Annotated in this window: 22 protein-coding genes; 18 read left to right on the top strand and 4 right to left on the bottom strand. The window is 69.8% G+C overall.

Annotation, left to right across the window (positions count from 1 at the left end; genetic code table 11):
• Positions 1-62: 62 nt before the first annotated feature.
• The 6 genes from ACXAFN_RS05665 (at position 63) to ACXAFN_RS05640 (ending at position 8474) form a co-directional block, all read left to right on the top strand.
• Positions 63-1301, top strand: coding sequence for a M20 family metallo-hydrolase (locus ACXAFN_RS05665; RefSeq protein WP_474986944.1), 1239 nt, complete (start codon positions 63-65; stop codon positions 1299-1301).
• A gap of 15 nt (positions 1302-1316) precedes the next feature.
• Positions 1317-2837, top strand: coding sequence for an aldehyde dehydrogenase (locus tag ACXAFN_RS05660; protein WP_474986942.1), 1521 nt, complete (start codon positions 1317-1319; stop codon positions 2835-2837).
• Between the two features lie 60 nt (positions 2838-2897).
• Positions 2898-4793, top strand: coding sequence for an amidohydrolase (locus ACXAFN_RS05655; RefSeq protein ID WP_474986940.1), 1896 nt, complete (start codon positions 2898-2900; stop codon positions 4791-4793).
• 194 nt (positions 4794-4987) lie between these two features.
• Positions 4988-5899, top strand: a complete 912-nt coding sequence (locus tag ACXAFN_RS05650; RefSeq protein WP_474986938.1) for a LysR substrate-binding domain-containing protein — start codon at positions 4988-4990, stop codon at positions 5897-5899.
• A gap of 70 nt (positions 5900-5969) precedes the next feature.
• Positions 5970-7088 (top strand): agmatine deiminase, encoded by a 1119-nt coding sequence (aguA, locus tag ACXAFN_RS05645; protein ID WP_474986937.1) that lies wholly within the window; start codon positions 5970-5972, stop codon positions 7086-7088.
• Between the two features lie 162 nt (positions 7089-7250).
• On the top strand, positions 7251-8474 hold the full coding sequence (locus ACXAFN_RS05640) for an MFS transporter (RefSeq protein WP_474986935.1): 1224 nt from the start codon (positions 7251-7253) through the stop codon (positions 8472-8474).
• 62 nt (positions 8475-8536) lie between these two features.
• Here ACXAFN_RS05640 and ACXAFN_RS05635 read toward each other — a convergent pair whose 3' ends face one another.
• The 3 genes from ACXAFN_RS05635 to ACXAFN_RS05625 form a co-directional block, all read right to left on the bottom strand.
• On the bottom strand, positions 8537-9322 hold the full coding sequence (locus ACXAFN_RS05635) for a DUF1223 domain-containing protein (protein WP_474986933.1): 786 nt from the start codon (positions 9320-9322) through the stop codon (positions 8537-8539).
• Between the two features lie 24 nt (positions 9323-9346).
• The gene (gene msrA, locus ACXAFN_RS05630; RefSeq protein WP_474986931.1) at positions 9347-10063 is read right to left on the bottom strand and encodes a peptide-methionine (S)-S-oxide reductase MsrA; all 717 of its coding nucleotides are present in this window, start codon (positions 10061-10063) and stop codon (positions 9347-9349) included.
• A gap of 110 nt (positions 10064-10173) precedes the next feature.
• A complete protein-coding gene (locus ACXAFN_RS05625) occupies positions 10174-10959 on the bottom strand; it encodes an IclR family transcriptional regulator (RefSeq protein ID WP_474986929.1) in 786 nt (261 codons plus the stop codon).
• A 137-nt stretch (positions 10960-11096) separates the two neighbouring features.
• Here ACXAFN_RS05625 and ACXAFN_RS05620 point away from each other — a divergent pair, with 137 nt between their 5' ends.
• From ACXAFN_RS05620 to ACXAFN_RS05590, 7 genes are all read left to right on the top strand, one after another.
• Complete coding sequence (locus ACXAFN_RS05620) at positions 11097-11615, top strand: 2,4'-dihydroxyacetophenone dioxygenase family protein (RefSeq protein WP_474986927.1); 519 nt, start codon at positions 11097-11099, stop codon at positions 11613-11615.
• Between the two features lie 71 nt (positions 11616-11686).
• Positions 11687-12661 carry a Bug family tripartite tricarboxylate transporter substrate binding protein gene (locus ACXAFN_RS05615; protein WP_474986925.1) on the top strand — a complete coding sequence of 325 codons (975 nt, stop codon included), beginning with the start codon at positions 11687-11689 and terminating at the stop codon, positions 12659-12661.
• Between the two features lie 32 nt (positions 12662-12693).
• A complete protein-coding gene (locus ACXAFN_RS05610) occupies positions 12694-13164 on the top strand; it encodes a tripartite tricarboxylate transporter TctB family protein (RefSeq protein WP_474986923.1) in 471 nt (156 codons plus the stop codon).
• Entirely contained in the window at positions 13164-14669 is a 1506-nt protein-coding gene (locus ACXAFN_RS05605) for a tripartite tricarboxylate transporter permease (RefSeq protein WP_474986922.1), read from the top strand. Before ACXAFN_RS05610 ends, ACXAFN_RS05605 begins: the two co-directional genes overlap by 1 nt.
• Positions 14670-14706: 37 nt before the next feature.
• On the top strand, positions 14707-15405 hold the full coding sequence (locus tag ACXAFN_RS05600) for an SDR family NAD(P)-dependent oxidoreductase (RefSeq protein ID WP_474986920.1): 699 nt from the start codon (positions 14707-14709) through the stop codon (positions 15403-15405).
• 25 nt (positions 15406-15430) lie between these two features.
• Positions 15431-16192 carry an SDR family NAD(P)-dependent oxidoreductase gene (locus ACXAFN_RS05595; protein WP_474986919.1) on the top strand — a complete coding sequence of 254 codons (762 nt, stop codon included), beginning with the start codon at positions 15431-15433 and terminating at the stop codon, positions 16190-16192.
• A 76-nt stretch (positions 16193-16268) separates the two neighbouring features.
• Positions 16269-17057, top strand: coding sequence for an SDR family oxidoreductase (locus ACXAFN_RS05590; protein ID WP_474986918.1), 789 nt, complete (start codon positions 16269-16271; stop codon positions 17055-17057).
• A gap of 10 nt (positions 17058-17067) precedes the next feature.
• Here the strand turns inward: ACXAFN_RS05590 and ACXAFN_RS05585 are convergent, their stop codons facing one another.
• Positions 17068-17919: a helix-turn-helix transcriptional regulator gene (locus ACXAFN_RS05585; protein ID WP_474986916.1), complete on the bottom strand. Its 852-nt coding sequence runs from the start codon at positions 17917-17919 to the stop codon at positions 17068-17070.
• A 98-nt stretch (positions 17920-18017) separates the two neighbouring features.
• Between ACXAFN_RS05585 and ACXAFN_RS05580 the strand changes: the two genes are divergently transcribed.
• The 5 genes from ACXAFN_RS05580 to ACXAFN_RS05560 all read left to right on the top strand — a co-directional run bounded on the left by ACXAFN_RS05580 (position 18018) and on the right by ACXAFN_RS05560 (position 24670).
• Positions 18018-19115 (top strand): cache domain-containing protein, encoded by a 1098-nt coding sequence (locus ACXAFN_RS05580; protein ID WP_474986914.1) that lies wholly within the window; start codon positions 18018-18020, stop codon positions 19113-19115.
• A 166-nt stretch (positions 19116-19281) separates the two neighbouring features.
• Positions 19282-20217 carry a cobyrinic acid a,c-diamide synthase gene (locus ACXAFN_RS05575; protein WP_474986913.1) on the top strand — a complete coding sequence of 312 codons (936 nt, stop codon included), beginning with the start codon at positions 19282-19284 and terminating at the stop codon, positions 20215-20217.
• Positions 20218-20305: 88 nt separating this feature from the next.
• Positions 20306-21487, top strand: a complete 1182-nt coding sequence (locus ACXAFN_RS05570; protein WP_474986911.1) for a toxic anion resistance protein — start codon at positions 20306-20308, stop codon at positions 21485-21487.
• 226 nt (positions 21488-21713) lie between these two features.
• Positions 21714-23204 carry a PAS domain S-box protein gene (locus tag ACXAFN_RS05565; protein ID WP_474986909.1) on the top strand — a complete coding sequence of 497 codons (1491 nt, stop codon included), beginning with the start codon at positions 21714-21716 and terminating at the stop codon, positions 23202-23204.
• Between the two features lie 158 nt (positions 23205-23362).
• Positions 23363-24670, top strand: coding sequence for an ATP-grasp domain-containing protein (locus tag ACXAFN_RS05560; protein ID WP_474986907.1), 1308 nt, complete (start codon positions 23363-23365; stop codon positions 24668-24670).
• Positions 24671-24672: the final 2 nt, after the last annotated feature.

Here is a 24672-nt window from a genome sequence, read left to right as displayed (position 1 = left end):
GGGGACTCGCGCCGTCCTCGTAAGGTCGCTGGCATGACGAACAACGACCGGAGAGGCGCACCATGACGATTTCCATCGACGGCCAGCGGCTGTGGGACACGCTGATGGCCATGGCCGAGATCGGCCCCACCGCCAACGGCGGCAGCTGCCGCCTGGCGCTGACCCCCGAGGACGCCGCCGGCCGGCGCCTGCTGCTCGACTGGTGCGAGGCGATCGGCTGCACCTGGCGGGTCGACCGGGTCGGCAACCTCTTTATCCGCCGCGCCGGCAGGCGCGACGACCTCGCGCCGGTGGCCACCGGCAGCCACCTGGATACCCAGCCCAAGGGCGGCCGCTTCGACGGCATCCTCGGCGTGCTGGCCGGGCTCGAGGTGTTCCGCAGCCTGCACGACCAGGGCATCGTCACCGAGCGCCCGCTGGAGCTGGTGGTGTGGACCAACGAGGAGGGCAGCCGCTTCGCCCCGGCGATGGTCGCCTCCGGCACCTATGCCGGCGAGTTCGCCGTCGAGGACACCCTGGCCCGCCGCGACGCCGACGGTGTGACCCTCGGCGAGGCCCTGGAGGCCTGTGGCTTCGCCGGCGACCTGCCGGTGGGCGAGCCGCGGCTGGACGGCTTCTTCGAGCTGCACATCGAACAGGGACCGGTGCTCGAGGACGCCGGGGAATCCGTCGGCGTGGTCACCGGCGTGCAGGGCATGCGCTGGTTCGATGTCACCTTCACCGGCCAGTCGGCCCATGCCGGCCCCACCCCGATGCGGCTGCGCCACGATGCTCTGGCGGCGGCGGCGCGCCTGATCGACCGCCTGCAGGCCCACGCCCTGGCCGACGCCAGCGGCGACACCAAGGTCACCTGCGGTTGCCTGGACATCGAGGCGGCCTCGCGCAACGTCATCCCCGGCGAGGTGCGCCTCACCGTCGACCTGCGCCACGTGGTGGAAACCGAGCTGGACGCCCTCCAGGCGCTGTTCGAGCGCGAGCTGGCCGCCGCCGGCGAGACCTTCGGCGTGGCCGTCTCCCAGCGGCGGATCTGGGCCTCGCCGGTGGTGGAGTTCGCCCCCGAGTGCATCGCCGCGGTGGAAGCCGCGACCCAGGCCCAGGCGGTGCCCTGGCGGCGCATGATGAGCGGCGCCGGGCACGACTCCGTCTACGTGTCCCGCGTCGCCCCCACCTCGATGATCTTCATCCCCTGCCGCGACGGCATCAGCCACAACGAGGCCGAATACGCCACCCCGGAGCACTGCAGCCTGGGCGCCCAGGTACTGTGCGACGCCATGGTCGCCCGCGCCGACCGTCCGGCCTGATCACGGGAGCTTCCTATGACCGAACATCGCCGAATTCCCCGGACCCGCGCCGACTGGCAGGCGCTGGCCGCCTCGCTGGTCGAGCGAGGCCTCGAGACCCGCGCCTGTATCGACGACGCCTTCGTCGACGCCGCCGACGGCGCGACCCTGACCACGATCAATCCGGCCACCGGCGAGGCACTCGCCGAGGTGGCGAGCTGCGACGCCGCCGATGCCGCGGCGGCGGTATCGGCCGCGCGGCGCGCCTTCGAGGGCGGCGAGTGGTCGCGCCTGGCCCCGGGTCAGCGCAAGGCCGTGCTGCTGCGGCTCGCCGCGCTGATGGAGGCCCACAAGCACGAGCTGGCGCTGCTCGACACCCTGGACATGGGCAAGCCCGTCTCCAGCTCGCTGGGCGACATGGCCGGCGCCATCGGCTGCCTGCGCCACCACGCCGAGTCCATCGACAAGCTCTACGGCGAGGTGGCGCCCACCGGCGACGATGCCCTGGGCCTGGTGCTGCGCGAGCCGCTGGGGGTGGTGGCCTCCATCGTGCCGTGGAACTTCCCGCTGATGATGACCGCCTGGAAGATCGCCCCGGCGCTCGCCGCCGGCAACAGCGTGATCTTGAAGCCCTCGGAGAAGTCGCCGCTGTCGGCGCTGCGCCTGGCCAGCCTGGCCCGCGAGGCCGGCCTGCCGCGGGGCGTGTTCCAGGTGCTGCCGGGCTTCGGCCACAGCGTGGGCAAGGCCCTGGCGCTGTCGATGGACGTCGACTGCCTGGCCTTCACCGGCTCCACCGGGGTCGGCAAGCAGCTGATGCAGTACGCCGGCCAGTCGAACCTCAAGAAGGTGTTCCTGGAGTGCGGCGGCAAGAGCCCGAACCTGGTGTTCGCCGACTGCAAGGACCTCGACCGGGTGGCCGAGCACGCCGCCGGGGCGATCTTCCACAACCAGGGCGAGGTGTGCATCGCCGGCTCGCGGCTGCTGGTCGAGAACTCGATCCGCGAGGCCTTCGTGGAGAAGGTGCTGGCCGCCGCCGAGCGCATGCAGCCCGGCGACCCGCTGGACCCGGACAGCTTTATGGGCGCCATCGTCGATGACACCCAGCATGCCCGCATTCTCGAGTACATTCGCCGCGGCGTGGAGGAGGGTGCGACCCTGCGCGCCGGCGGCGAGGCCACCGCCATCGAGGGCAAGGGGCTGTTCATCCCGCCGACGGTGTTCGACGGCGTCACCGACGCCATGGCCATCGGCCGCGAGGAGATCTTCGGCCCGGTGCTGTCGGTGTTCGGCTTCGACGGCGAGGACGAGGCGGTGCGGCTGGCCAACGACAGCGACTACGGCCTGGCGGCCGGGCTGTGGAGCCAGGACATCGACCGCATCATGCGCGTCACGCGCCGGCTGCGCTCGGGGCAGGTGTTCGTCAACAACTGGGCGGACATGGATCAGACGGTGCCCTTCGGCGGCGTCAAGCAGTCGGGCAACGGCCGCGACAAGTCCCACCACTCGCTGGAGGAGTACTCCGACCTGAAGAGCGTATGGATGACGCTCACCACTTGAGCGTCGCCTGGTCCCCGTGGGGGGCGTGAACCCCGCACCATCAACGGAAGGATAACAACAATGCCCAACAAGACTTCGACGCCGAATCGCGTCCTGCTGGCCGGCGCGCTGGCCACCCTGAGCGTCGGCGCCGTCGCCGAGCCGTCGACGCCGGCCGATACCGTGCTGCGCGACGGCAGCCTCTACACCGTCGATGCCGAGCACCCCAGCGCCGAGGCGCTGGCGGTGCGCGATGGGGTGATCGTCTACGTCGGCGACGAGGCCGGCGTGGAGGACCATATCGGCCCGGATACCCGGGTGATCGACCTCGACGGCAGGATGGTGATGCCGGGGCTGCAGGACGCCCATATCCACGGCATCACCATCGATCGGCCGCGCTGTAGCCTCGAGTATCGGCCGCTCACCGTCGAGGCGCTCACCACACGCCTCGAGGCGTGCCTCGACGAACCGGCGTTCGGCGAGGGCCCCGAAGACTGGCTGGTGGTCGATCACTGGTACGTGCAGTTCCTGTCCCCGCCCGGCACGACGGTGACCAGGAACGTGTTGGACGACCTCGATACCGAGCGGCCGATCGTCGTCAATGGCGTGTGGGGGCACTCGGCGCTGGCCAACTCACGGGCCCTCGAACTGGCCGGCATCGACGCCGACACGCCCGATCCTGCGGATGGTGTGGTCCAGCATGATGCGGAGGGTAGGCCCAACGGCTGGCTGCTGGATGGCGCCCTGGCCCTCGTGCGCCGGGCGATGCCGGAGCCTCCGCCGGTTGACCCCGTCGAGGCCGCGCGACGCGGCATGCAGGCGCTGAGCCAGGAGGGCATCACCAGCTTCCAGGCCCAGAGCGAGAACGGCGACACGGTGGCGGCGTTCGCCGCGTTGCGCGAGGCCCACGGCCTGACCGCTCGGGCCCACTTCCTGATCGACTCCGGCGCCAGGACCGGCGACGAGCTGGATACCTTCATCGATGAGCTGGATGCCATCCGCGAGGCCTTCGAGCGCCCCGAACAGCTGCCGCTGCAGGTGCGCGCCTGGCGGCCCGGCGAGCAGCAGGGCGAGCGTTTGGTGGCCGAGCCCGGAGTCGCGGTGGCCGGCGTCGGCGAGGTGATGGCCGACGGCATCCTGCAGGCGCCGACCCAGACCGCGGCGCTGCTCGAGCCCTACCGCGTCAACGCCGGCAGCGAGGCGGCGCCGGACTGGCAGCCCGGCGACAACCGCGGCGAGGCCTACATCGATGCCGCGACCCTGGGCGAGATGGCGACCCGGTTCGCCGAGCGCGGCTATCAGACGCAGATCCACTCCATCGGCGACCGCGCGGTGCGCAACACCCTGGATGCCTTCGCCATGCTGCGGGATGCCGACGCCACCGCGACGCAGGCCAGCGGCTACGACCGCCCCGGCGACTCGCGCCCGCTGATGTCCCACGCCGAGCTGGTCGACGCCGCCGATCACGAGCGCTTCGCGGGGCTCGGGGTGGTGCCGGTGATGTCCTACCAATGGGCCAAGCCGGCACCGGACTCTACCGATGCGGTGAAGCCTTACCTCGGCGCCGAGCGCTGGGCCGGCTACGAGCCGGAGGGCGAGCTCGCCGCGGCGGGGGCGAAGATCGCCTACGGCAGCGACTACCCGGTGGACCCGCTCGACCACTGGTTCGCCCTCGAGGCGGCGGTGCTGCGCGAGGCCGACTGGGGGCCGGAGTTCCCGGCCTACGCCGGCGACCTCAACGCCGAGCAGCAGGCCCTGTCGCTGGACGCGGCGATCCGCGGCATCACCCTGAATGCCGCCTACGCCATGCACCAGGACGAGGTCACCGGCTCGCTCGCGGTCGGCAAGCTCGCCGACCTGCTGGTCCTCGACCGGAACCTGTTCGAGATCCCGGCCGAAGACATCTCCGAGACCCGAGTGCTGATGACCATGGTCGGCGGCGACGTCGTCCATCGCGCCGAGGCCTTCCAGCCCTAGGCGCTGAGACCTCGGCCCGTCGGGGCGCCGCCAGCGGCGTCCTCTCGCTTCATCGACGTGCCATTGGGGAACGCTTTCCACGTCGTTTGCCGGCCCTCGGGCCGGCTTTTTTTGGGTGCTTCGCAGATCGACGTGCGGCAGGCGGGAATCGCGTATCCTGTCGGTCCCGTCGAGAGAGCGCCCGAGGAGGCCCCATGCGCCGCTTGCCCTCGTTGACCGCGCTGCGCACCTTCGAGTGCGCCGCCCGCCATGCCCACTTCGGCCGCGCGGCGGCGGAGCTGTGCGTCACCGACAGCGCCGTCAGCCACCAGGTCCGCCAGCTGGAGGAGCAGCTCGGGGCGACGCTGTTCGTGCGTCGCGGGCGTCACATGCAGCCCACGCCCCAGGCCCGGCGCCTGCTGCACAGCCTGCAGCAGGCCTTCGAGCGGGTCGGCGAGGCCTGCGAGGCGATCGCCGCCCCGGACACCCAGGCCGCGCTGCAGGTGGCCGTACCCGCCGAGCTGGCCCAGAAGTGGCTGGTGGGGCGGCTGGACGACTTCTGCCGCCGCTATCCGCACATCGATCTGCACCTGCACGCCCGGGCCTACGACGTCCAGAGCCTCGATCCCGACCTCGACCTGGCGATCATCTACGGCGCCGGGCCGGCGGATGCCCACGAGCTCTTCGTGCGCCCCCTTCCGGCGCTGCACTTCTTCCCGGTGTGCAGTCCGGGGCTGTTCAACGCGGGCGGCCTGACCGATCCCGCGGACCTGGCCCGCTGCCGGCTGCTGCACGACGACCAGGACGGCGGCACCTGGGCCGCCTGGCTGGCCACCCACGCCGGCGACGTTCGCGCCGGGCGCAACCTCTACTTCGAGCACGCCGGCCTGGCCCTGGAAGCCGCCGCCAACGGCCTGGGCGTGGCGCTCGGCGATGCCCTGACGGCCTCCGAAGACCTGGCGCGGGGGCGTCTGGTGCGGCCCTTCGCCGCGAGCGTGGGTTCGCTCGGCCAGTACGCGCTGGTCTGCGACCGTCAGCGCCTCGAGCGGCCGGCGGTCGCGCACTTCATCGACTGGTGCGTCGAGCGGCTCGAGACTCCTGAATTCCATTCAAGGGTCGCGCAATAATCGTCGTTGGTGCGTCGCGAGTGGCCGGGCCTAGCATCGGAATACCCCAACAACGAGAAAGAGGTGTTCCATGGCGCGCTTGCTGACCTCCCTGCCCAAGGCCGATGGCTTCCGGCTGCCCGGCGAGTTCGAACCCAAGGCCGGCTGCTGGCTGGGCTGGCCTGAGCGCCCGGACGTGTGGCGCAACGGCGGCAAGCCGGCGCAGCGTGTGTGGGCCGAGATCGCCGCCGCCATCGCCGAGAGCGAGCCGGTCACCGTCTGCGCTTCCGCCGCCCAGTTCGCCAGCGCCCGGCGCCTGCTGCCGCCCTCGGTGCGGGTGGTGGAGATGACCTGCAACGACAGCTGGTTCCGCGACAGCGGCCCGGCCTTCGTGGTCAACGACGCGACCGGCGAGGTGCGTGGGGTGGACCTCGAGTTCAACGCCTACGGCGGGCTCGACGGCGGGCTGTACTTCCCCTGGGACAAGGACGACCAGATCGCCCGGAAAGTGCTCGAGATCGAAGGCCTGGACCGCTACCGGGCGCCGTTCATCGCCGAGATGGGCGGCATCCAGTGCGACGGCCAGGGCACCCTGCTGACCACCGAGCAGTGCCTGCTCAACCGCAACCGCAATGGCCACCTGGGCAAGCAAGCGGTGACCCGGCATCTCGAGGACTACCTCGGCGCCGAGCGGGTCATCTGGCTGCCGCGGGGCTGCAAGTTCGACGAGACCGACGGCCACATCGACGACCTGGCCTGCTTCGTGCGCCCCGGCGAGGTGCTGCTGCAGTGGACCGACGATCGCGACGACCCGCAGTGGGAGATCTACCAGGAGGCCTACGAGGTGCTGAAGAGCACCCGCGACGCCCGCGGCCGCGAGCTCACCGTGCACAAGATGCCCCAGCCGCGCGCCCTGGAGTGGACGGCCGAGGAGGCCGAAGGCCTGGACCGGGTCGACGGCACTCACCCGCGCCAGGCCGGCACCCGCATCTGCGCCTCCTACATCAACTACTACGCCGGCAACTCGGTGATCGTGGTGCCGCTGTTCGGCGATCCCAACGATCGCGTCGCCCAGGCCACCCTGGCCGAGCTGTTCCCCCGTCACCGCATCGTCGGCATCGAGGGCTCCCGCGAGATCCTGCTCGGCGGCGGCAACGTCGCCTGCATCACCATGCCCCAGTACGCCGCCCCGACGCCGAGCGGCGGCTGATCCGGCGCGCCCGGCCGCTGCCCTCGGCGGCGGCCCTGGCCCTTTCCTCTCCAGCTCGACAGTCGGCCCCAGCGGCCGCCGGCGCCCGCGCGTGCGGGGCCTAGGGCCCCTGTGGCCGGAACCGACTCGGACAACAACCAACAAGCGAGTGAGGTATCTACGATGACGCAATCCACTACCGTCCCGGGCGAGGCCCGGGGACTCCCCCGCATCGGCGTCGACCATCCGCTGGCGATCGCCGCCGCCGTGGCGATCAGCTTCGTCGGCAACGCCGTGGTCATGGGCATGCCGCTGATGGTCGGGGCATGGGCCGACTTCCTGCACTTCGACGAGCAGCAGGTGGGCTGGCTGGCCTCGGCGGACCTGGGCGGCATGTTCCTGGCCTCGTTGGCCACCGCGGCCCTGGTGTCGCGCCTCAACCGGCGCCACTTGGCGCTGCTCGGCATCCTGGTGGCGATCGCCGGCAACTATCTGTCGACCCAGTACCACGACTATGCGCCCCTGCTGGCCATGCGCGTGCTGGCCGGCTTCGGCGGTGGCATCTGCTACTCCACCGGCATCGCCTGCCTGGCCATCACCCACAAGACCGGGCGCAACTTCAGCATCATGATGTTCGGCCTGGTGGCCATCAACGCCATCGAGCTCTACACCATTCCCCACCTGACCGGGGCCTGGGGCATCGACGGCATCTTCCTGGCGTTCTGCGTGGCCTTCGCGCTGTGCCTGGCGGTGATTCCCTGCCTCTACCCGCACACCCCGGCCGGCACCGGGAAAGCGACCGGCGAGCGCCGAGCGGATACCGCCTCGCGGCTGCCCCGGATGTTGCCGTGGTGCTGCCTGCTGGCGGTGGCGTGCTTCTACATCACCATCGGCTCGTTCTGGGCCTTTATCGAGCGCGCCGGGGTCGACGCCGGGCTGGGCGATGCCTTCATCGCCAACGTTCTGACCCTGGGCAATGTCTTCACCCTGGCCGGCTGCGTCGCGGCGGTGTGGCTGAGCCGTCGCGCCGGCCAGTCGCGGGTGCTGATGGCCGCGCTCGTCGGCATGGCCGGGGTGCTTCTGCTGCTGGCCGCGGAGATATCGGCGAGCACCTTCGTCATCGGCACCTTCGGCTTCTGCATCGCCTGGCTGTTCACCGACATCTTCCAGCTCGGCACCCTGAGCCATATCGACGCCTCGGGTCGCTACGCGGCGCTGGTGCCGGCCGCCCAGGGGCTGGCCCAGACCGCCGCCCCGGCGATCGCCGGCTTCCTGCTGGCTCGGGAGCTGGGCTACGGCGCGGTGATGATGCTCGGCGCGGCCGGCTCGCTGGCGGCGCTGTGCCTCTACGCCTTTGTCTACGCCCGGCTGCGGCGGCTGGTGCCCGGGATGGCCGACGCCGAGTAGTCGCCGCCGTCGCCCAATGCGCAAACGCCCCGGGGCCCGTGCCCCGGAGCCTTCGACGTGTCTCAGTGAGGTGCCGGCAAGCGCCTGGTGGCGGCGCCGAGCACTCGAAGGCTGTGGGCCGATTGAAGAAACACCACGGCGTGCAGCGGGCCCCGCCAGTCGGCGGCCAGTGATAGCGGCAGGCGGTGATGGAAGCCCTCGGCGGTGTCCGACTGCAGCCGGCCGATCCGCTCGAGGCGGCGCACCACTCCGTCGTGACGCAGCAGACGGCCGCCGTTCTCGCCGCGCGTGACGCGGCTGTGCAGCTCGTCCTCGGTCACCGCGAGCCAGACGTCCGCCGCGCCGGTGCCGGGCGGCAACGCCGCCGTGTGGATCTCGAGCGTCGTGGCGGCGCTGCCCTCGGCCGGCGTGACCTCCAAGCCCACCGCCAGCTTGTCGGCCTGGGCGGCACGCCGGATGGCGCGGCGGGCCGTGTCGGCCTGGCTGCCGATGAGCTCGTAGCGACCGTCGACCACCATCTGCGGCGTGTAGATCCGGGCGGTGCCGAAGCGCCGCCGCGCATAGTCCTTCTGACGCCGCGTGAACTGAGGGCTGGCGAAGAGGTCCTGCCAGCCCAGGTCGTCCCAGTAGTCCACGTGTTCACTCAGGGCGATCACCCGGATACCCGGGGCGGGCGGTGCCGACGACAGGCGGCGCAGCAGGGCGTCCGCCGGCGGACAGCTGGAGCAACCCTCCGAGGTGAAGAGCTCGACGATCACCGGGGTCGGCGAAGCGTCCTGCGCGCCGGCCGACGCCGACCAGCCGAACAGCAATCCCCACAGCAGGCAGGGCCAGAGACGATGAGGCATGGCGCATCCTCCTTGCCGCGGCGCTCAGGGCGTCGCGGCGATAACCGGCGCGTTCCGATAGAGGCCTGGGAACAGGCGCTCGAGGTTCGCGACCTTGGGCTGGTCGTGGATCACGATGTAGGGATGCTCGGGGTGGCGACGGGCGAAGTCCTGGTGGTAGGCCTCGGCCGGGTGGAAGCCGTCCAGCGCCTCGACGCGAGTGACGATCGGCTGCTCGAAGGCGCCGGTGGCGTCGAGCTGGTCGATATAGGCCTCGGCGACGCGCCGCTGGGCCGCGTCGGCGTAGAAGATCGACGAACGATACTGCGGGCCGATGTCCGGCCCCTGGCGGTTCAGCTGGGTCGGATCGTGGGCCACCGAGAAGAACACCTGCAGCAGTTGGGCGTAGGAGATCCGCTGCGGGTCATAGGTGATGCGTACCGCCTCGGCGTGGCGAGTCCGGCCGGCGCTGACGCTGCGGTAGTCGGCGCCGGCGGCGCGGCCACCGCTGTAGCCGGAGACCACGTCGGTCACGCCGTCGAGATGCTCGAACACCGCCTCGACGCCCCAGAAGCAGCCGCCGGCGAGCACCGCGGTCTGTGGCCCGCCGCCCTCGGGAACCGGGCCGGTGGTGGTCGGCGCCGGCAGGGCGAGCGCGGGCTCGGCGGCGTGGCCGAGGGGTGGCCAGGCGAAGGCGGCGCACAGTGCCAGGGCGGCGCCCAGGCCGGCGAGGATGGGCCGGGGCAGGAATGAAGCGGGCATGGCGGGACTCCTCCGTGGGATACCCGGCACACGCTAGGCGCACGGCGCGGGGGGAATCATCACGATTCGGTCACGCCGCTCGTGCGGAGTGAAAGGGCATGCCTGACGCCTTACGTGGCTAGCCCCGCTGTATGGCACTGGCCCCGAATGATGCCCACGATGCGGGCTTCGTCATCATCCTTCAGGCGATAGCGCGGCACGCTGACGCTGATGGCGCCCGCGATGTTGCCATCGGCGCCACGAACCGCCAGGCCGAAGCAGATGATGTCAGGCTCGTTCTCCTCGTCGTCGATCGCATAGCCTCGCTCCCTGGTGAGCCGCAGTTCCTCACGCAGGCTGCCCAGCGACGTATGGGTGCGGTCCGTGACCGGGTCCAGTTGAAGCTGTGACAGGTATTGTTCCCGGGTCGGCTCGTCCAGGGCGCCCAGGTACGCCTTGCCCACCGAGGTGGAGTGCATGGGCACCGGCATACCGATGTAGGAGGCCATGCGTACCGCCTCGGGCGATTCCACCTTGTCGACGAATGTCATATGGCAGCCGACGGGCACGCCGAGGTGCACGGTTTCGCCCGTCTCCTTGCCGATCGCCTTGAGCGTGCTGCGTGCCCGTTGCTGCAGGCTGCTCTCGGCCATCGTCTGTTGAGCCAGGCGAAGGATCTCCCGTCCCAGCACGTATTCGCCGCCGAGGGGGTTGCGCTCGATGAAGCCCTCCTGCTCGAGGGTGTTGAGCAACCGGTACACCGTGGGTCGGGGGAGCCCCAACCGCCGCTGGATGTTGCTGGCGCTGGCGTCCTCGGACAGCTCGGGGATGACCTGAAGCAGCCTCAGACCCTTGGTCACGGCGGCGGCACCCTGCACGACGGGCCGCGTCGGTTCGCTTTCGGTTGGGTCGCTCACGAAGGCCCTCTTCTACCAATGTCTAGTATGGAGGCGGCGCCGATCGATTGACGCCTCCTCCGAATCCTCTTAGCTTTCACAGAACATTGTCCATATTATGAACTGTATGTCCACTATGTGGACAAAAGAGGTGTCCGATGTCGCAAGACGCTCAACAGCGCATGCCCTACCAGTATCCCCAGCCCGCCGAGGCGTCAACGGAAATCGTCGTGCCTCAGGCGATCCCCGAAGACGAGCGTGTGTGGGTCCCGCAAGCCGAAAACGTCGACTTCCGGCCGCTGTGCCTGAATGCCTCACAGGGGTACTGGGTCAACCTGCTGCGGGTGCGCAAGTCCGGCGTGCTGAGTCGCCACCGCCATCCCAACCCCGTGCACGGGGTGGTGCTCAAGGGGCGCTGGCGTTACCTGGAGCATGACTGGGTCGCGACGGAAGGCAGCTATGTCTACGAGCCGCCCGGCGAGACCCATACGCTGGTCGTGGACGAAGACGTCGAGGAGATGATCACCCTCTTCCAGGTCAATGGCGTGATGTATTACGTCGACCCCTGGGGCAAGCATCTCGGTTTCGAGGACGTCTTCACCAAGATCGACATGTGTCGCCAGCACTACGAGGCCTGTGGGCTCGGCGGGGACTTCGTCGACCAGTTCATCCGCTGAGTGCCTGAAGGCGCCGGCCCACCCTGCAACACGACAACCCAGAACAACATCAGTGATGAAGGAGCCGCAGCATGATCTTCCACAACAAGTCGCTCGTCCTGTCCGCCGGCCTGCTGTCCGCCATCCTCTCGGCGGGATCGGCCCAGGCCGCCTATCCCGAGAAGCCCATCGAGTTGATCGTTCCCTGGTCCGCCGGTGGCGGTACCGATGCGGTGGCGCGCCAACTGGCCAGCGGCCTCGAGGATGTGTTGGGCCAGCGGGTCAATGTGGTCAACCGCACCGGGGGGAGCGGGATCGTCGGCCATACCGCCATGACCATGGCGGAGCCCGATGGCTATAGCCTGGGGCTGGTGACCGCCGAGATCACCACCTACCGGAATATCGGCATGGCTCCCATTTCCTACGAGGACCTGACGCCCGTGGGCATGGTCAACCTGGATGCCGCCGCCTTCAGCGTCGGGGCCGATGCCCCGTGGGGCGATCTGGAGTCGGCTCTCGCCGATATCGAGGCGAACCCCGGGGCTTACACGGTCTCCGGTTCCGCACCGGGCGCCGCCTATCATCTCGCCTTCGCCGGCTTCCTCAACCAGCAGGACATCGATCCGACCGCCGTCACGCTGGTGCCCAGTGAGGGGGCGGCCCCCGCCATGCAGGAAGTGGTCGCGGGCGGAGTGGACATCGTCTTTTCTTCGCTGCCCGAATCCGAGTCCATGCGCGAGGCGGGGCGGATCGAGACGCTGGCGGTGTTCGCCAACGAACGCCTCGAGGCCTTTTCCGATATCCCGACCTCCGGAGAAATCACCGGCGAACCCTGGGCGGCGGGTACCTGGCGGGGCCTGGTGGGGCCGGAAGGGCTGCCTGAGGAGGTGGTCGACACCCTGGCCGATGCCACCCAGCGGGTCTACGAATCGCAGGAATTCCAGGACTTCATGGCCAGCCGCGGTTTCGGCGTCGAGTGGCTGGGCCCCCAGGCCTTCGGCGACTTCATGGCCGAGGCCGATGCCAACAACGCCGAGATCATCGACAAGCTGGGCCTGGCCGAATAAGCCTCGCCCGGCATCACGAGACAGGTTCCGAGATGCGCATCAATGATCTCGTGCTCGGGCTGGTGATGGCGCTGCTCGGCGCCATCACCGTCCTGGCCTCCCAAGACTTTTCCACGCTGCCGCGCCAGGACTTCGGTGCGGGCACCTTCCCCACTCTGATCGGCAGCCTGCTGATCGTGTTGGGACTACTGCTGGCGTTGCGCGGATGGCTGAGCCGTGGGCCTCTGTTCGTCTGGCAAGGAACGGTCGCGCCCTCGCGGACCCTGATCTGCCTGGGGGCGGTGGTGGCGGCAGTGGTCGGCTACGTGTGGCTCACGCCCATCCTCGGCTTTCCCGTGGTGGCCCTGACGATGCTGACCGTGCTGATCGGCTGGCTGTCGAGGAGGCGCTGGCGCCTGGCGGTCGTGGTGGCGGCCTCGGCCACCCTGCTGATCTGGCTGGGCTTCGCCATGCTCCTGCACGTGCCGCTCGATCTGGGCTTCCTCGAGGAGGTGATCTACTGATGGCAGAATTACAACAAGCGTTGGCGATGGTCCTGGCCTGGGACGTCCTCGCGGTCATCGTCGGCGCCTCCCTGTTCGGCTTGTTCATCGGCGCCATTCCCGGCTTGACCGCCACCATGGCCACTGCCCTGCTGGTGCCGGTGACCTTCTTCATGGACCCGCTGCCCGCCATCGCGGCCATCGTCTCGGCCACCGCCATGGCCATCGTCGCCGGCGACATTCCCGGGGCCTTGCTGCGGATCCCCGGTACGCCGGCCTCGGCCGCCTACACCGACGAGGCCTACCTGATGGGGCGCCAGGGCAAGATCGGTCAGGCGCTCGGCGTCAACCTCGCCTGCTCGGTCCTTGGCGGCATCGTCGGCGTCGCCATCCTGGCCTTCTGCGCGCCGATCGTGGCGGACTTCGCCCTTCAGTTCACCAGCGACGAATATTTCTGGCTGGCACTGCTGGGGCTGTCCTGTGCCGTGCTGGTTTCCGGTACCGATCCCCTCAAGGGAGCGCTCTCCATGCTCCTCGGCCTGCTGATCGCCATGGTCGGCATGGACAGCGTCTCCGGCCAGATCCGCTTCATCTTCGGGGTGCCGGAGCTGATGGGAGGCATCTCCATCCTGCCGGTGCTGATCGGGCTGTTCGCGGTGGCCGAACTGCTGCGTCGCCTGCCGGAGATAGGCCGTGGCGCCTTGCCCACGCCGCCGCCGGTCAAGCGCCCCTTCGCCGGGGTCGCGGGGCTGGTCTGGCGCTACAAGGGCGGGGTGGCCCGCAGCAGCGTCCTGGGCACCCTGATCGGGGCCTTGCCCGGCGCCGGGGCGGATATCGCCTCCTGGATCAGCTATGCCATCTCGCGCCGCCTGTCCCGGACGCCGGAGAAGTTCGGCACCGGCCATCCCGAGGGGCTGGTCGCGGCCAGCTCGGCCAACAACGCCGCCCTGTCCGGGGCCTATGTCCCGGCACTGGTGTTCGGTATCCCCGGCGACACCATCACCGCCATCATCATCGGCGTGCTGATGATGAAGGGGGTGACGCCGGGCCCGGATGTCTTCACCACCGATGCCGCCCTGGTCAACGCCATCCTGTTGTCCTTCCTGATCGCCAACCTGCTGTTGCTACCGCTGGGGCTGCTGGCGGTACGTGGGGCCCGTCACATCCTCTCGGTGCCGGCCAGCGTGCTCTATCCGCTGATCCTGCTGTTCTGCATCGTCGGCGCCTACGCCGCCAACAACAGCATGCTCGATGTTTGGCTGATGCTGGGGCTGGGACTGATCGCCTACCTGTTGGCGGAAAACGACTTCCCCATCGGCCCGATGATCCTGGCCGTCATCCTGGGGCCGGTGGTGGAGAGCAACTTCATGCGCTCGATGATCAAGTCCGGCGGCGATCTGTCGGCGCTGCTCGAGCGGCCCATCGCCGCCGGGCTGGGCGGCCTGGCGATCCTGGTGTGGCTGGCCATCATCGTCTCTTCTCTCTGGGCGGCGCGACGCTCGGTGCGTCACCACCTTTCCACCTGATTCCCTCCCCCTTAACCCAACGAAATCAAGGAGCGCCATGAAAACCCTAGTCGTCATTGGAGGCAGCTCGGGCATCGGCAAGGCGATCGCCGAGGCGTTCGCGGCCCGCGGAGACGAGGTACACGTCACGGGCGTCGAGCCCCCGGAAAACATGCAGGTCGAGGGAGTGGCCGGCCGGCATCGGCTGGATGTCCGCGACGAGGCGGAGGTGAGCCGGTTCTTCGCGCGCTTCGAGCGCCTCGATGCCCTGGTGAACTGTGCCGGGGTCATCCAGCGCGAGGGCCGAGAGTTCACTTCCGAGGGGTTCGCGACCGTGGTGGATATCAACCTCAACGGGTCGCAGCGCTGCTGCCAGGCGGCACACGGCGCCCTGAAGGCCGCCGGCGGCTGCATCATCAACACTGCCTCCATGCTGTCCTTCTTCGGCAGCGGCCAGGCGCCGGCCTATTCGGCCTCCAAGGGCGGCGTCGCCCAGTTGACCCGCTCGCTGGCGATCGCCTGGGCCGCCGACGGCATCCGCGTCAATGCCCTGGCCCCCGGCTGGATCGCCACCGACCTGACCTCGGCGCTGACCCGGAACAGCGAGCGCTCGGCGGAACTGGTGGGCCGCACGCCCATGGCGCGCTGGGGGGAGCCCGCGGACATCGCCGGCCCGGCGCTGTTCCTGGCCTCGCCGGAGGCGCGCTTCGTGACCGGCGTGATCCTGCCGGTGGACGGCGGCTATTCGGCCCGTTGAGCGCGGCGGATGTGAGGACAACAGTATGAGCAAAACCGAATCGCCCGCCGATGCGGTCACCACAAGGCGGCCGCGCTACGATTTTCGTCACAAGGTCGCCGTGGTGACCGGCGGCAGTCGTGGGCTGGGGCGTGCCATCGTCGAGCGTCTCGAGCGTGACGGCGCCAGCGTCTGGGTGCTGGACGCCGACCCCGAGGCGGCAGCGCCGCGTCAGCTGGCCGCCGACGTCACCGATCCCGAGGCGCTGGCTCGCTGCGCCGAAACCATTCGGGCACAGAGCGGAGGCATCGACATCCTGGTCCACAGCGCCGGCATGGCCGGTCCCACGGCCCCCCTGGTGGAAAGCGATCCGAAGACCTGGCGGTGGGTCGTCGATGTCAACCTGGTCGGCACCTTCGAGGTGTGCCGCTGTTTCGTGCCCCATCTGCTGGAACGGCCGCGTGCCTGGCTGGTGAACCTGGCGTCGCTGGCCGGCAAGGAGGGCACGCCCAACGCCTCCGCCTACAGCGCGGCCAAGGCCGGCGTGGTGGCCCTGACCAAGTCGCTCGCCAAGGAGCATGCCTCCACCGGGCTGCGCATCAACGCCCTGGCCCCGGCGGCCATCGACACCGAACTGCTCGGCCAGATGAGCCCGGATCACGTCCAGACCATGATCGACAAGTCGCCACAGGGGAGGTTGGGGCGGCCCGACGAGGTGGCCGAGATGGTGGCCTGGATGGTCTCGGAGGCCTGCAGTTTTCAAACCGGGGCCGTGTTCGACCTGTCCGGTGGCCGGGCGGTGTATTGATCGATACCGCCAGGACCGTGTTGCCAATCGCAGGCCGCGGCCTGGTCGGAAACATCACATGAAGGAGGGACACGATATGGACCTGAACATCGCCGGACGCTGGGCCGTGGTGTGCGCCGCCAGCAAGGGGTTGGGTCGAGGGTGCGCGCGCGCCCTGGCCAGGGAAGGCGTCAACCTGGTGATCAATTCGCGCAGCGAGGACGCCCTGCAGGCGGCCGCCCAGGAGCTGATCGCCCTCAATGGCGAGATCGAGGTGCGCCCCGTGGCCGGCGATATCGGTAGCGAGGCGGTGCGTGCCGAGGTGCTGTCGGCCTGTCCGAGGGTCGATATCCTGGTCACCAACAACGGTGGGCCCCCGCCGGGAGACTTTCGCGACTGGGAACGCGATGACTGGTTGCAGGCGGTGGAGGCCAACATGCTGACGCCGATCGAGCTGATCAAGGCGACCGTGGATCGCATGGCGGACAACGGGTTCGGGCGAGTCGTCAATATCACTTCGGGGGCCGTGAAGGCGCCGATCGATAGTCTGGGGCTTTCCAACGGGGCGCGGGCGGGCCTCTCCGGTTTCGTCGCGGGCCTGGCGCGTCAGCCACGACTGGCGAGCCGTAACGTGACGATCAACAACCTGTTGCCGGGTAGCTTCGATACCGAGCGTCTTCGCAGCGGGCTCGCCGGGGCGGCCGAACAGGGGCACCAGACGCTCGAGGCGGTGCGCGAGCAACGCCTCCAGGGCATTCCGGCGCGGCGTTTCGGCTCCGCGGATGAATTCGGTGCCTTCTGCGCCTTTATGTGCAGCGGCCAGGCCGGCTACCTGACCGGGCAGAACATCCTCCTCGACGGCGGCAGCTACCCCGGAACCTTCTAGTTCCCGGAGGTCAGCCGCCCTGCTGGCGGGAGACCAGCGCCACGTGGTCGAGGAACAGCCGGAATAGCTGCGACTGGCTGGAGACCTCGAGGCGCTGGTAGATGTGCTTGCGGTGTACCTTGACGGTGCCGTCGCTGATGTCGAGCTCGCGGGCCGCCGACTTGGTGGAGTGGCCGGCCAGCAGCAGCCGGACGATCTCCCGCTCGCGCTGGGTCAGGGCCTCCTGGCCGAAGCTGTCGAAGGCCGCCTCCACCGGCTCGCGCTCCTCGAGCCGGGCCTGGAAGCAGTGGCCCTGCCACTTCCAGTACTCGCCGAGCAGCGCGTCCACCACCGGGGCGATATGGCGCAGCGCCAGCATGTCGCGCCGCGTCACCCGCGGACCGTCGCCGCGATAGCCCAGCGACACCACCATCACCACGTCGGCGTCGACCCGGGCGAACAGCCCGATCTCGTCGGACAGGCCGAGGGCGCGGTAGTAGTGATGGTAGTACTCGCTGCTCTCGAAGCGGTCCGGGGCCAGCTCGCGCAGCCGGTAGGCGCTGGTGTCCAGGCCATCGTGGACGGCCTTGAAGAAGGGGTCGAGCAGGTAGGCGCGGCTCAGGTAGCGCTCGATGCCCTGCTCGCGGCGCCCGGGCGGGTAGTTGTCGTGGATCAGCAGCGGCCGATGACGCCCCTTGTAGGTGTTGATCAGGATGGTGTCGAACCCGGTCAGCTCGTGCAGGGTGCGTTCCAGCATGCCCGGGAAGCCGGCATGGCCGGCGCTGCGGATCAGCTGGGCCAGGCGCTGGTGCCAGACCTGGCTGGCGGCGGTGGCGAGGGTATCGGCGGAGATCACGGTGAGGCGGTCCTGAAGGCGTGTCATGTTCCTCGGCGGGTCGAGCATACCACGGGGTGGGCCCGCTTATTGCATCAGCAACGATGCAAGTCCCGCGAGGGCCATCGCCACCAAGGAGTCTGTCCATGCAAGAGAACCGCATCCTCGACCTGGCCTACGGCATGTCCGACGCGACCCGCGACAAGATCGGACGCATCGAGAGCATCACCCGCCAGACCGAAATCCTGGCGCTCAACGCCCGCATCGAGGCGGCGCGGGCCGGCGCCGCGGGGGCCGCCTTCGGCGTGGTCGCCGAGCAGATGGGCGAGGTGTCCAGCGACATCCAGCGCATCGCCCGGACCTTCCGCGACGAGGTGGCGCGCCAGACCGCCGAACTGGAGCAGGCGGGCACGGCCATGGTCGACGACTTCCGCGGCCAGCGCCTGACCGACTTGGCCCTGAACGCCGTGGAGATCATCGACCGCAACCTCTTCGAGCGCTCCTGCGACGTGCGCTGGTGGGCCACCGACAGCGCCGTGGTGGAGGCGGCCGAGGCGCCCGGTGACGCGGCGCGCCAGGCCCATGCCAGCGACCGACTGGCCACCATCCTGCGTTCCTACACCGTCTATCTGGACCTGTGGGTCGCCGACCGCGACGGCCGGGTGATCGCCACCGGCCGGCCCGACCGCTATCCCGGGGCCATCGGCGCCGACGTCGCCCGCGATGACTGGTTTCGCCGCACGCTGTGCACCCGCTCGGGTGACGACTTCATCGTCGCCGATATCGAGCGCAATCCGTCTCTGGAGGACGCCGCGGTGGCCACCTATGCCACCGCGATCCGCGAGGGCGGCCGCGAGGACGGTGCGGTGATCGGGGTGCTGGGCATCTTCTTCGACTGGGCGCCCCAGTCCATGGACGTGGTGCAGGGCGTGGGGCTCGCCGAGGAGGAGCGCGAACGCTGTCGGGTGATGCTGCTGGACGCTCGCCACGGCATCATCGCCGACTCCCGGGGCGAGGCGGCGCTGGGCGAGACCTACGAGTTCGCGCCCGAGGGGCGGGAGCGTGGCTATGACCTCGAGGCCGGGCGCCTGGTCGCCTTCGCCGAGACGCCGGGCTACGAGACCTACGAGGGCCTCGGCTGGTACGGGGTCATCGAGTACCGCCGTGAGGCCGGGGCCGGTGACGGCCGTACCGGTGGTAAGCGTGTCTCATCGGTGCGCGATCTGGCGGCGGTTGCATCCTGATGGTGCGAGGTGGGCGTCTCGGAGGGGCAAGGGGGGCAAGGGGCGAGGGACAATAAGGGCGGGCCGTGAGGCGCAATGCGTGAGGCGGGGTGGCGGGATCGGCGTGCTGGCCTCATCATGAGGCCGACACCCATGCGATCGTTCGAAGGGAGGCCACGACGACGCCATGCTGGGATTCCTTCAGGGAGCCGCCTACGGCCTGTTCCTGACCTGCCTGCCCTGGTGCCTGGCCGGCCTGGCCAGCCCCCGCCTGGCGCTGGCCAACGAGCACCCCACCCGCTTCCAGGTGGCGGTGCGCTACGTCTTCCTGGTGCCCTTCATCAGCCTGCTGATGTGGCTGACCTCGCTGTGGGGCGGCTTCGACCCCAGCCTCGGCGGCTGGCTGGCCGGGCTCGCCGCCATCGCCGTGGAATTGCCCCTGGAGCGCCGCTGGCGGCGTTTCCGGGCGCGGCGTCACAAGCGCCGGCTCGAGGAGATGCTGCGCGCCGAGGCGGCGCGCCGGCGCCGTGACGAGGCCCGCGAGGCCGGCGTCAGCGAGCTCGATCCTGCGCATCCGCCGGATGATGCCGACGAAGTGATCCAGGCGCTGTGCCGGGCCAAGCAGGCCCTGCTGGCGGCGGAGCGCACCGACCATGCCAGCCAGGTCGATCGCTTCTACAGCCGCTATGGCCATGTGCTGGAGGTGATGGCCTCGCGCTTCACGGCCGGCGAGCTGGCCCATGAGCGGGCCCGTTCGCTAGTGGTCGAGGTGTGCCTGGGCGCGGTGGACAACTTCACCGCCATGGCCTCCCAGGCCCGCGGGGTGGCTGGCCTCGACATCGACTTCATCCGTCGTCGCCTCGGCCAGGAGGCCGACCAGCTGTCGGCCAACGAGACCAGCGCCCTGCGCCGCCGTCTGGCGCTGATCGAGGACACCGAGCGCTCGCTGCGCCGGCTCGCCGCTCGCAACGAGGCGGCGCTGACCGCGCTCGACGACACCAGCGTGGCGCTGTCGCGCATCGCCACTGACCGCCCGCAGGCCCGCGTCGGCGCCGACCAGGCCTGCGAGGAGCTGCGACGCTTCATCGACGGCGCCGGACGCTACGGCCGCGAGACGCGATAGACTGCAGGCAAGCCGCCCGTCATCGCCAGCGCCGATGGCCATTGGAGAGTGCCGGCGGCTTTTGAAAATAGAGAAGGAGAGCCCCGCCATGACCGACGCGCCCCGTTCATCGGGCAGCCCGCTGTCGCTGCCCCCCGTGGAACGCATCGCCGAGGAGCTGGAGCATCCGGCCGCGGACGAGGCCGGGCGTGCCGCGGCGGATCCGGAGCTTGCCGCCATGGCCGAGGCCTTCGTGGCCCAGACCCTGGGCGACGAGGCCGAGGGGGCCGCCGCCCGCCAGCGCCGGGCGGTGGACGAGATGGGCCTCGAGCTCCAGCAGCAGGCCGCCCGCCAGAGCGAAATGCTCAAGACGCCGCTGCGCCAGTTGGCCCGTCACGGCGAGGAGGGCGGGCCGGTGGCCAAGGCGCTGGTCGCGCTGCGCGGCCGCATGGATGCCCTGGATCCTCGCCATCATCGCCTGGAGCCCGGCCGCTTCGACCGCGTGCGGCGTCTGCTGCCGGGCACGAGCAGCCGCCTGCAGCGCTACTTTCACCGCTTCGAGACCGCCCAGCAGGCGCTGGAGGCGATCATCGCCGATCTCCAGGGCGGCCGCGACATGCTCCAGCGCGACAACCTGACCCTCGCCGATGACCAGGAGGCCATGCGCGCCACCCTCGACCAGCTCGAGCGTCAGGTGTCGCTGGGGCGGCTGATCGACGAGCGCCTGGCGGCGGCCCGCGACGAGATCGCGGACGATGCCCGGCGCGCCTTCGTCGAGGAGGAGCTGTTGTTCCCGCTGCGCCAGCGCATCCTCGACCTCCAGCAGCAGCAGGCGGTGTGCCAGCAGGGCGTGCTGGCCCTGGAAGTGATCATCCGCAACAACCGCGAGCTGATGCGCGGCGTCGACCGGGCGGTCAACGTCACGGTGTCGGCGCTGAGCGTGGCCGCCACCGTGGCCCTGGCGCTGGCCAACCAGCGGCTGGTGCTGGACCGGGTCGAGTCGCTCAACGCCACCACCAGCGAGACCATCGCCGGCACCGCGCGGGCGCTGCGCCAGCAGGGCGTCGACATCCAGACCCGGGCCGCCTCGGCCAATCTCGACATGCAGGCTCTCGAGGGCGCCTTCGCCGACGTCATGGCGGCGGTCGACGACCTGGCGAGCTATCGCCGCGAGGCCCTGCCGCGGCTGGGCGAGCAGATCGAGCGCCTGGAGACGCTGACCCGAGAGGGCAGTGGCGCCGTCGAACGCCTCGGTCGCGAGAGCGGCGGAACACGCGACGCCTCGAACTAGCCGATCGTCGCCGTGCCACGGTGACTCCTCCTGCCTGCCCCGGTATCGGTCGATGCCGGGGCATCGTCTCGTGGGGTGGCGCTCCCTCGACCGATCCTCACGATACTTTAGTGGCGTGATTAAACGCCGGCCGCCCGAGACCGGTACTAGATTGGCAAAAGTGCCATGCCACCGACGGCGTCGATGGCCATAACGATAAACATCGGGATGACGCAGGGGGAGCCTCATGCAATCGATCACCGGGAAGTGGTGGCGGCCCGGCCAGCGCCGGGCCATGGCGGACTCGGCGGCGACGGCCGTAGCGGAACGCGAGGCTGGCGCGGGGCTGGCCGAGGCGGTCATGGCATCGGCCGTGGACGGCATGGTGGTGATCGACGCGGATGATCGGGTGGTGCGCTTCAACGCCGCGGCGGAGCGCCTCTGGGGGCTGTCCCGGGAAGCGGTGCTCGGCCAGCCGGTGGGGCAGTTGGTACCGGAGCTGCTGCGCGAGGTTCACCAGGATCATCTCCGGGTCAGCCGCGCCAGCGCCCGGGATGTCCAGGTGGGCCGGCATCGCGAGGTGCGCCTGGAGCGCGCCGATGGCAGCCACCTGTGGGTGAGCATCGCCCTGTCCCGGGTGATGCTCGACGGCGGCGAGGGGTATGCCGCGGTGGTACGCGACCTCGGCGCCGGCCGCGAGGCGGAGCAGGGGCCGCGCCAGGCGCTGGAACAGTGCCTGGACGCGGTGGTCAGCATCGACGAGCGCAATCGAGTGACCTTCTTCAATGCCGCCGCGGAGCGCCTGTGGGGCTGCCGCCGCGATGCGGTGCTGGGCGAGAACGTCAATCGCCTGGTGCCCGACGCGATCCGCGACCAACACGATGGCTTCGTCGACCGCCACCGGCGCCACGGCGACGACCGCATCGTCGGCACCAGCCGCGACGTCCAGCTGGAACGCTTCGACGGCGAGACGCGCTGGGTCAACCTGGCGCTGTCGCGCTTCGTGGTCGACGGACGCCAGTGCTACACGGCCTTCGTGCGCGATATCACCGCACAGCGCCAGTTCCGCACCCTGATGGAGAGCACCCTGGAGCAGGCCATCAATGCCGTGGTGACCATCGACGAGCACAACCGGGTGACCTTCTTCAACGCCGCCGCCGAGCGGCTGTGGGGCTTCGAGCGCGACGAGGTGCTGGGCGAGAACGTCAAGATGCTGGTGCCCCACGCCATCCGCGGCCACCACGACGGCTTCGTGCAGCGCAACCGCGACACCGGCGAGGATCGCCTGGTCGGCAAGACCCGCGAGGTCGAGGTGGTGCGCAAGGACGGCACCTCCGGCTGGGCCAGCCTGTCGCTGGCGCGCATCCGCATCGATGACACCATCGTCTACACCGCCTTCCTGCGCGATGCCAGCGAGGACGTGGCCCATCGCGAGAACATGGCCAAGCGCACCGAGGAATTCGCCACGGCCAACCAGCGGGTCACCCGTTTCGCCGCGGACATCGAGGCGATCGCCATGCGCACCAATCTGCTGTCGCTCAATGCCTCCATCGAAGCGGCGCGGGCCGGCGAGGCGGGGCGCAGCTTCTCGGTGGTGGCCGAGGAGGTGCGGGCGCTGGCCGAGCGCGCCTCGGCCTCGGCCAAGGACATCGGCGAGGTGGTCCAGCATTCCCAGTCGCTGTTCCAGGAGCTGCAGGACGCCCTCCAGGCCATCGAGGATACCGCCCGGGGCCAGTGATCCCGGCGCCTTGCCGGGCCGGGCGTCTCCGCGAGCCGGTATCGCCCGCGCGGTCTGGACTATGCTGCCTAGAAGGCGGCGGTGGTGTCGCCGGAGAGGCAGCCGGGGCGAGCCCGCGATGCCTCGATAACGCGGTCGAATGGCCGCAAGGGGCAATCATGAGCGACGACGCGCGCAACGTCTTCGTGGTGGGACTCAACGACTTCAACCGGGAACGGCTCGAACACCTGAGGGGCGCCGGCGGCTGCCGCTTTCACGGGGTCATCGACCCGGCAGCGGTCTACGACACCGAGGTCTTCGACATCGCCGCCATGCTCGATGAGGCCAGCGAGCGGCTGGAGGCCTTCGACGGCAGCGTGGACGCCATCGTCGGCTACATGGACTTTCCCGTCTCGACCATGCTGCCGATCCTCTGCGAGCGCTTCGGCACCCGGACCACGTCGCTGGCGAGCCTGCTCAAGTGCGAGCACAAGTACTGGAGCCGGAAGGTACAGAAGGAGGTGATCGCCGATTACATCCCCGGCTTCACGGCCTTCGATCCCTTCGACGACGACGCCCTGACCCGCATCGGCGAGGCCGGGCTCTACTTCCCGTTCTTCGTCAAGCCGATCAAGTCCTCGGGGTCGCGGCTGGGCTTTCGCATCGACACGCCGGAGGACTTCTACCACGCCATCGAGCGGCTGCGCGAGGACATCGGCCTGATCGCCGACCCCTTCAACACCGTGCTCGAACAGGCCCGACTGCCCGACGAGATCGCCGCCGTGGACGGCCACTTCTGCATGGCCGAGGAGATCATCGGCGGCTGGCAGTGCACCGTGGAGGGCTATGTCTTCGACGGCGAGGTGGTCAGCTACGGCATCGTCGACTCGCTGCGCTACCCCCAGGTGCTGAGCTTCTTCCACTACCGCTACCCCTCGGGGCTGCCCACGCCCATCCAGGACAAGATGCGCGAACTCACCGACACGGTGATGCGCCACATCGGCTTCGACAACTCGGCCTTCAACATCGAGTACTTCTGGGATGAGGTGCAGGACCGCATCTGGCTGCTGGAGATCAACACCCGCATCTCCCAGTCCCACTGCGACCTCTTCGAGAAGGTCGACGGGGTCAGCAACCAGCAGGTCACCATCGACCTGGCGCTGGGTCGGCGCCCCGACATGCCCCATCGCCGAGGCGACTTCGCGGTGGCGGCCAAGTTCTTCTATCGGGTGTTCTTCGTCGACGCCGTGGCCACCCGGGTGCCGAGCGAGGCGGAAGTCGCCGCCCTGGAGGCGGACTTCCCGGGCACCGTGATCGCCCTGCAGGTAGCGGCCGGGCAGCGCCTGTCGACGCTGCCCGAGCAGGACAGCTACAGCTACGCGCTGGCCTACATCTGGATGGGCGCCGACAGTGCGGAACGGCTGCTCGAGGACTACGAGCGGCTGGCGGCGCGGCTGACGTTCGAATTCGACGACATCGAGGGCTGACG

It is taken from the genome of Halomonas sp. ABH4_019, from assembly GCF_056159885.1.
The sequence above is the reverse complement of the archived record's forward strand: the minus strand, read 5'-3'. Positions and strand labels throughout refer to the sequence as shown.

Bases quoted from the DNA above. Each gene is read 5' to 3' on its own strand.
- ACXAFN_RS05665 (WP_474986944.1), top strand. From the start codon at position 63: ATGACGATTTCCATCGACGGCCAGCGGCTGTGGGACACGCTGATGGCC.
- ACXAFN_RS05660 (WP_474986942.1), top strand. From the start codon at position 1,317: ATGACCGAACATCGCCGAATTCCCCGGACCCGCGCCGACTGGCAGGCG.
- ACXAFN_RS05655 (WP_474986940.1), top strand. From the start codon at position 2,898: ATGCCCAACAAGACTTCGACGCCGAATCGCGTCCTGCTGGCCGGCGCG.
- ACXAFN_RS05650 (WP_474986938.1), top strand. From the start codon at position 4,988: ATGCGCCGCTTGCCCTCGTTGACCGCGCTGCGCACCTTCGAGTGCGCC.
- aguA (WP_474986937.1), top strand. From the start codon at position 5,970: ATGGCGCGCTTGCTGACCTCCCTGCCCAAGGCCGATGGCTTCCGGCTG.
- ACXAFN_RS05640 (WP_474986935.1), top strand. From the start codon at position 7,251: ATGACGCAATCCACTACCGTCCCGGGCGAGGCCCGGGGACTCCCCCGC.
- ACXAFN_RS05635 (WP_474986933.1), bottom strand. From the start codon at position 9,322: ATGCCTCATCGTCTCTGGCCCTGCCTGCTGTGGGGATTGCTGTTCGGC.
- msrA (WP_474986931.1), bottom strand. From the start codon at position 10,063: ATGCCCGCTTCATTCCTGCCCCGGCCCATCCTCGCCGGCCTGGGCGCC.
- ACXAFN_RS05620 (WP_474986927.1), top strand. From the start codon at position 11,097: ATGTCGCAAGACGCTCAACAGCGCATGCCCTACCAGTATCCCCAGCCC.
- ACXAFN_RS05615 (WP_474986925.1), top strand. From the start codon at position 11,687: ATGATCTTCCACAACAAGTCGCTCGTCCTGTCCGCCGGCCTGCTGTCC.
- ACXAFN_RS05610 (WP_474986923.1), top strand. From the start codon at position 12,694: ATGCGCATCAATGATCTCGTGCTCGGGCTGGTGATGGCGCTGCTCGGC.
- ACXAFN_RS05605 (WP_474986922.1), top strand. From the start codon at position 13,164: ATGGCAGAATTACAACAAGCGTTGGCGATGGTCCTGGCCTGGGACGTC.
- ACXAFN_RS05600 (WP_474986920.1), top strand. From the start codon at position 14,707: ATGAAAACCCTAGTCGTCATTGGAGGCAGCTCGGGCATCGGCAAGGCG.
- ACXAFN_RS05595 (WP_474986919.1), top strand. From the start codon at position 15,431: ATGAGCAAAACCGAATCGCCCGCCGATGCGGTCACCACAAGGCGGCCG.
- ACXAFN_RS05590 (WP_474986918.1), top strand. From the start codon at position 16,269: ATGGACCTGAACATCGCCGGACGCTGGGCCGTGGTGTGCGCCGCCAGC.
- ACXAFN_RS05585 (WP_474986916.1), bottom strand. From the start codon at position 17,919: ATGACACGCCTTCAGGACCGCCTCACCGTGATCTCCGCCGATACCCTC.
- ACXAFN_RS05580 (WP_474986914.1), top strand. From the start codon at position 18,018: ATGCAAGAGAACCGCATCCTCGACCTGGCCTACGGCATGTCCGACGCG.
- ACXAFN_RS05575 (WP_474986913.1), top strand. From the start codon at position 19,282: ATGCTGGGATTCCTTCAGGGAGCCGCCTACGGCCTGTTCCTGACCTGC.
- ACXAFN_RS05570 (WP_474986911.1), top strand. From the start codon at position 20,306: ATGACCGACGCGCCCCGTTCATCGGGCAGCCCGCTGTCGCTGCCCCCC.
- ACXAFN_RS05565 (WP_474986909.1), top strand. From the start codon at position 21,714: ATGCAATCGATCACCGGGAAGTGGTGGCGGCCCGGCCAGCGCCGGGCC.
- ACXAFN_RS05560 (WP_474986907.1), top strand. From the start codon at position 23,363: ATGAGCGACGACGCGCGCAACGTCTTCGTGGTGGGACTCAACGACTTC.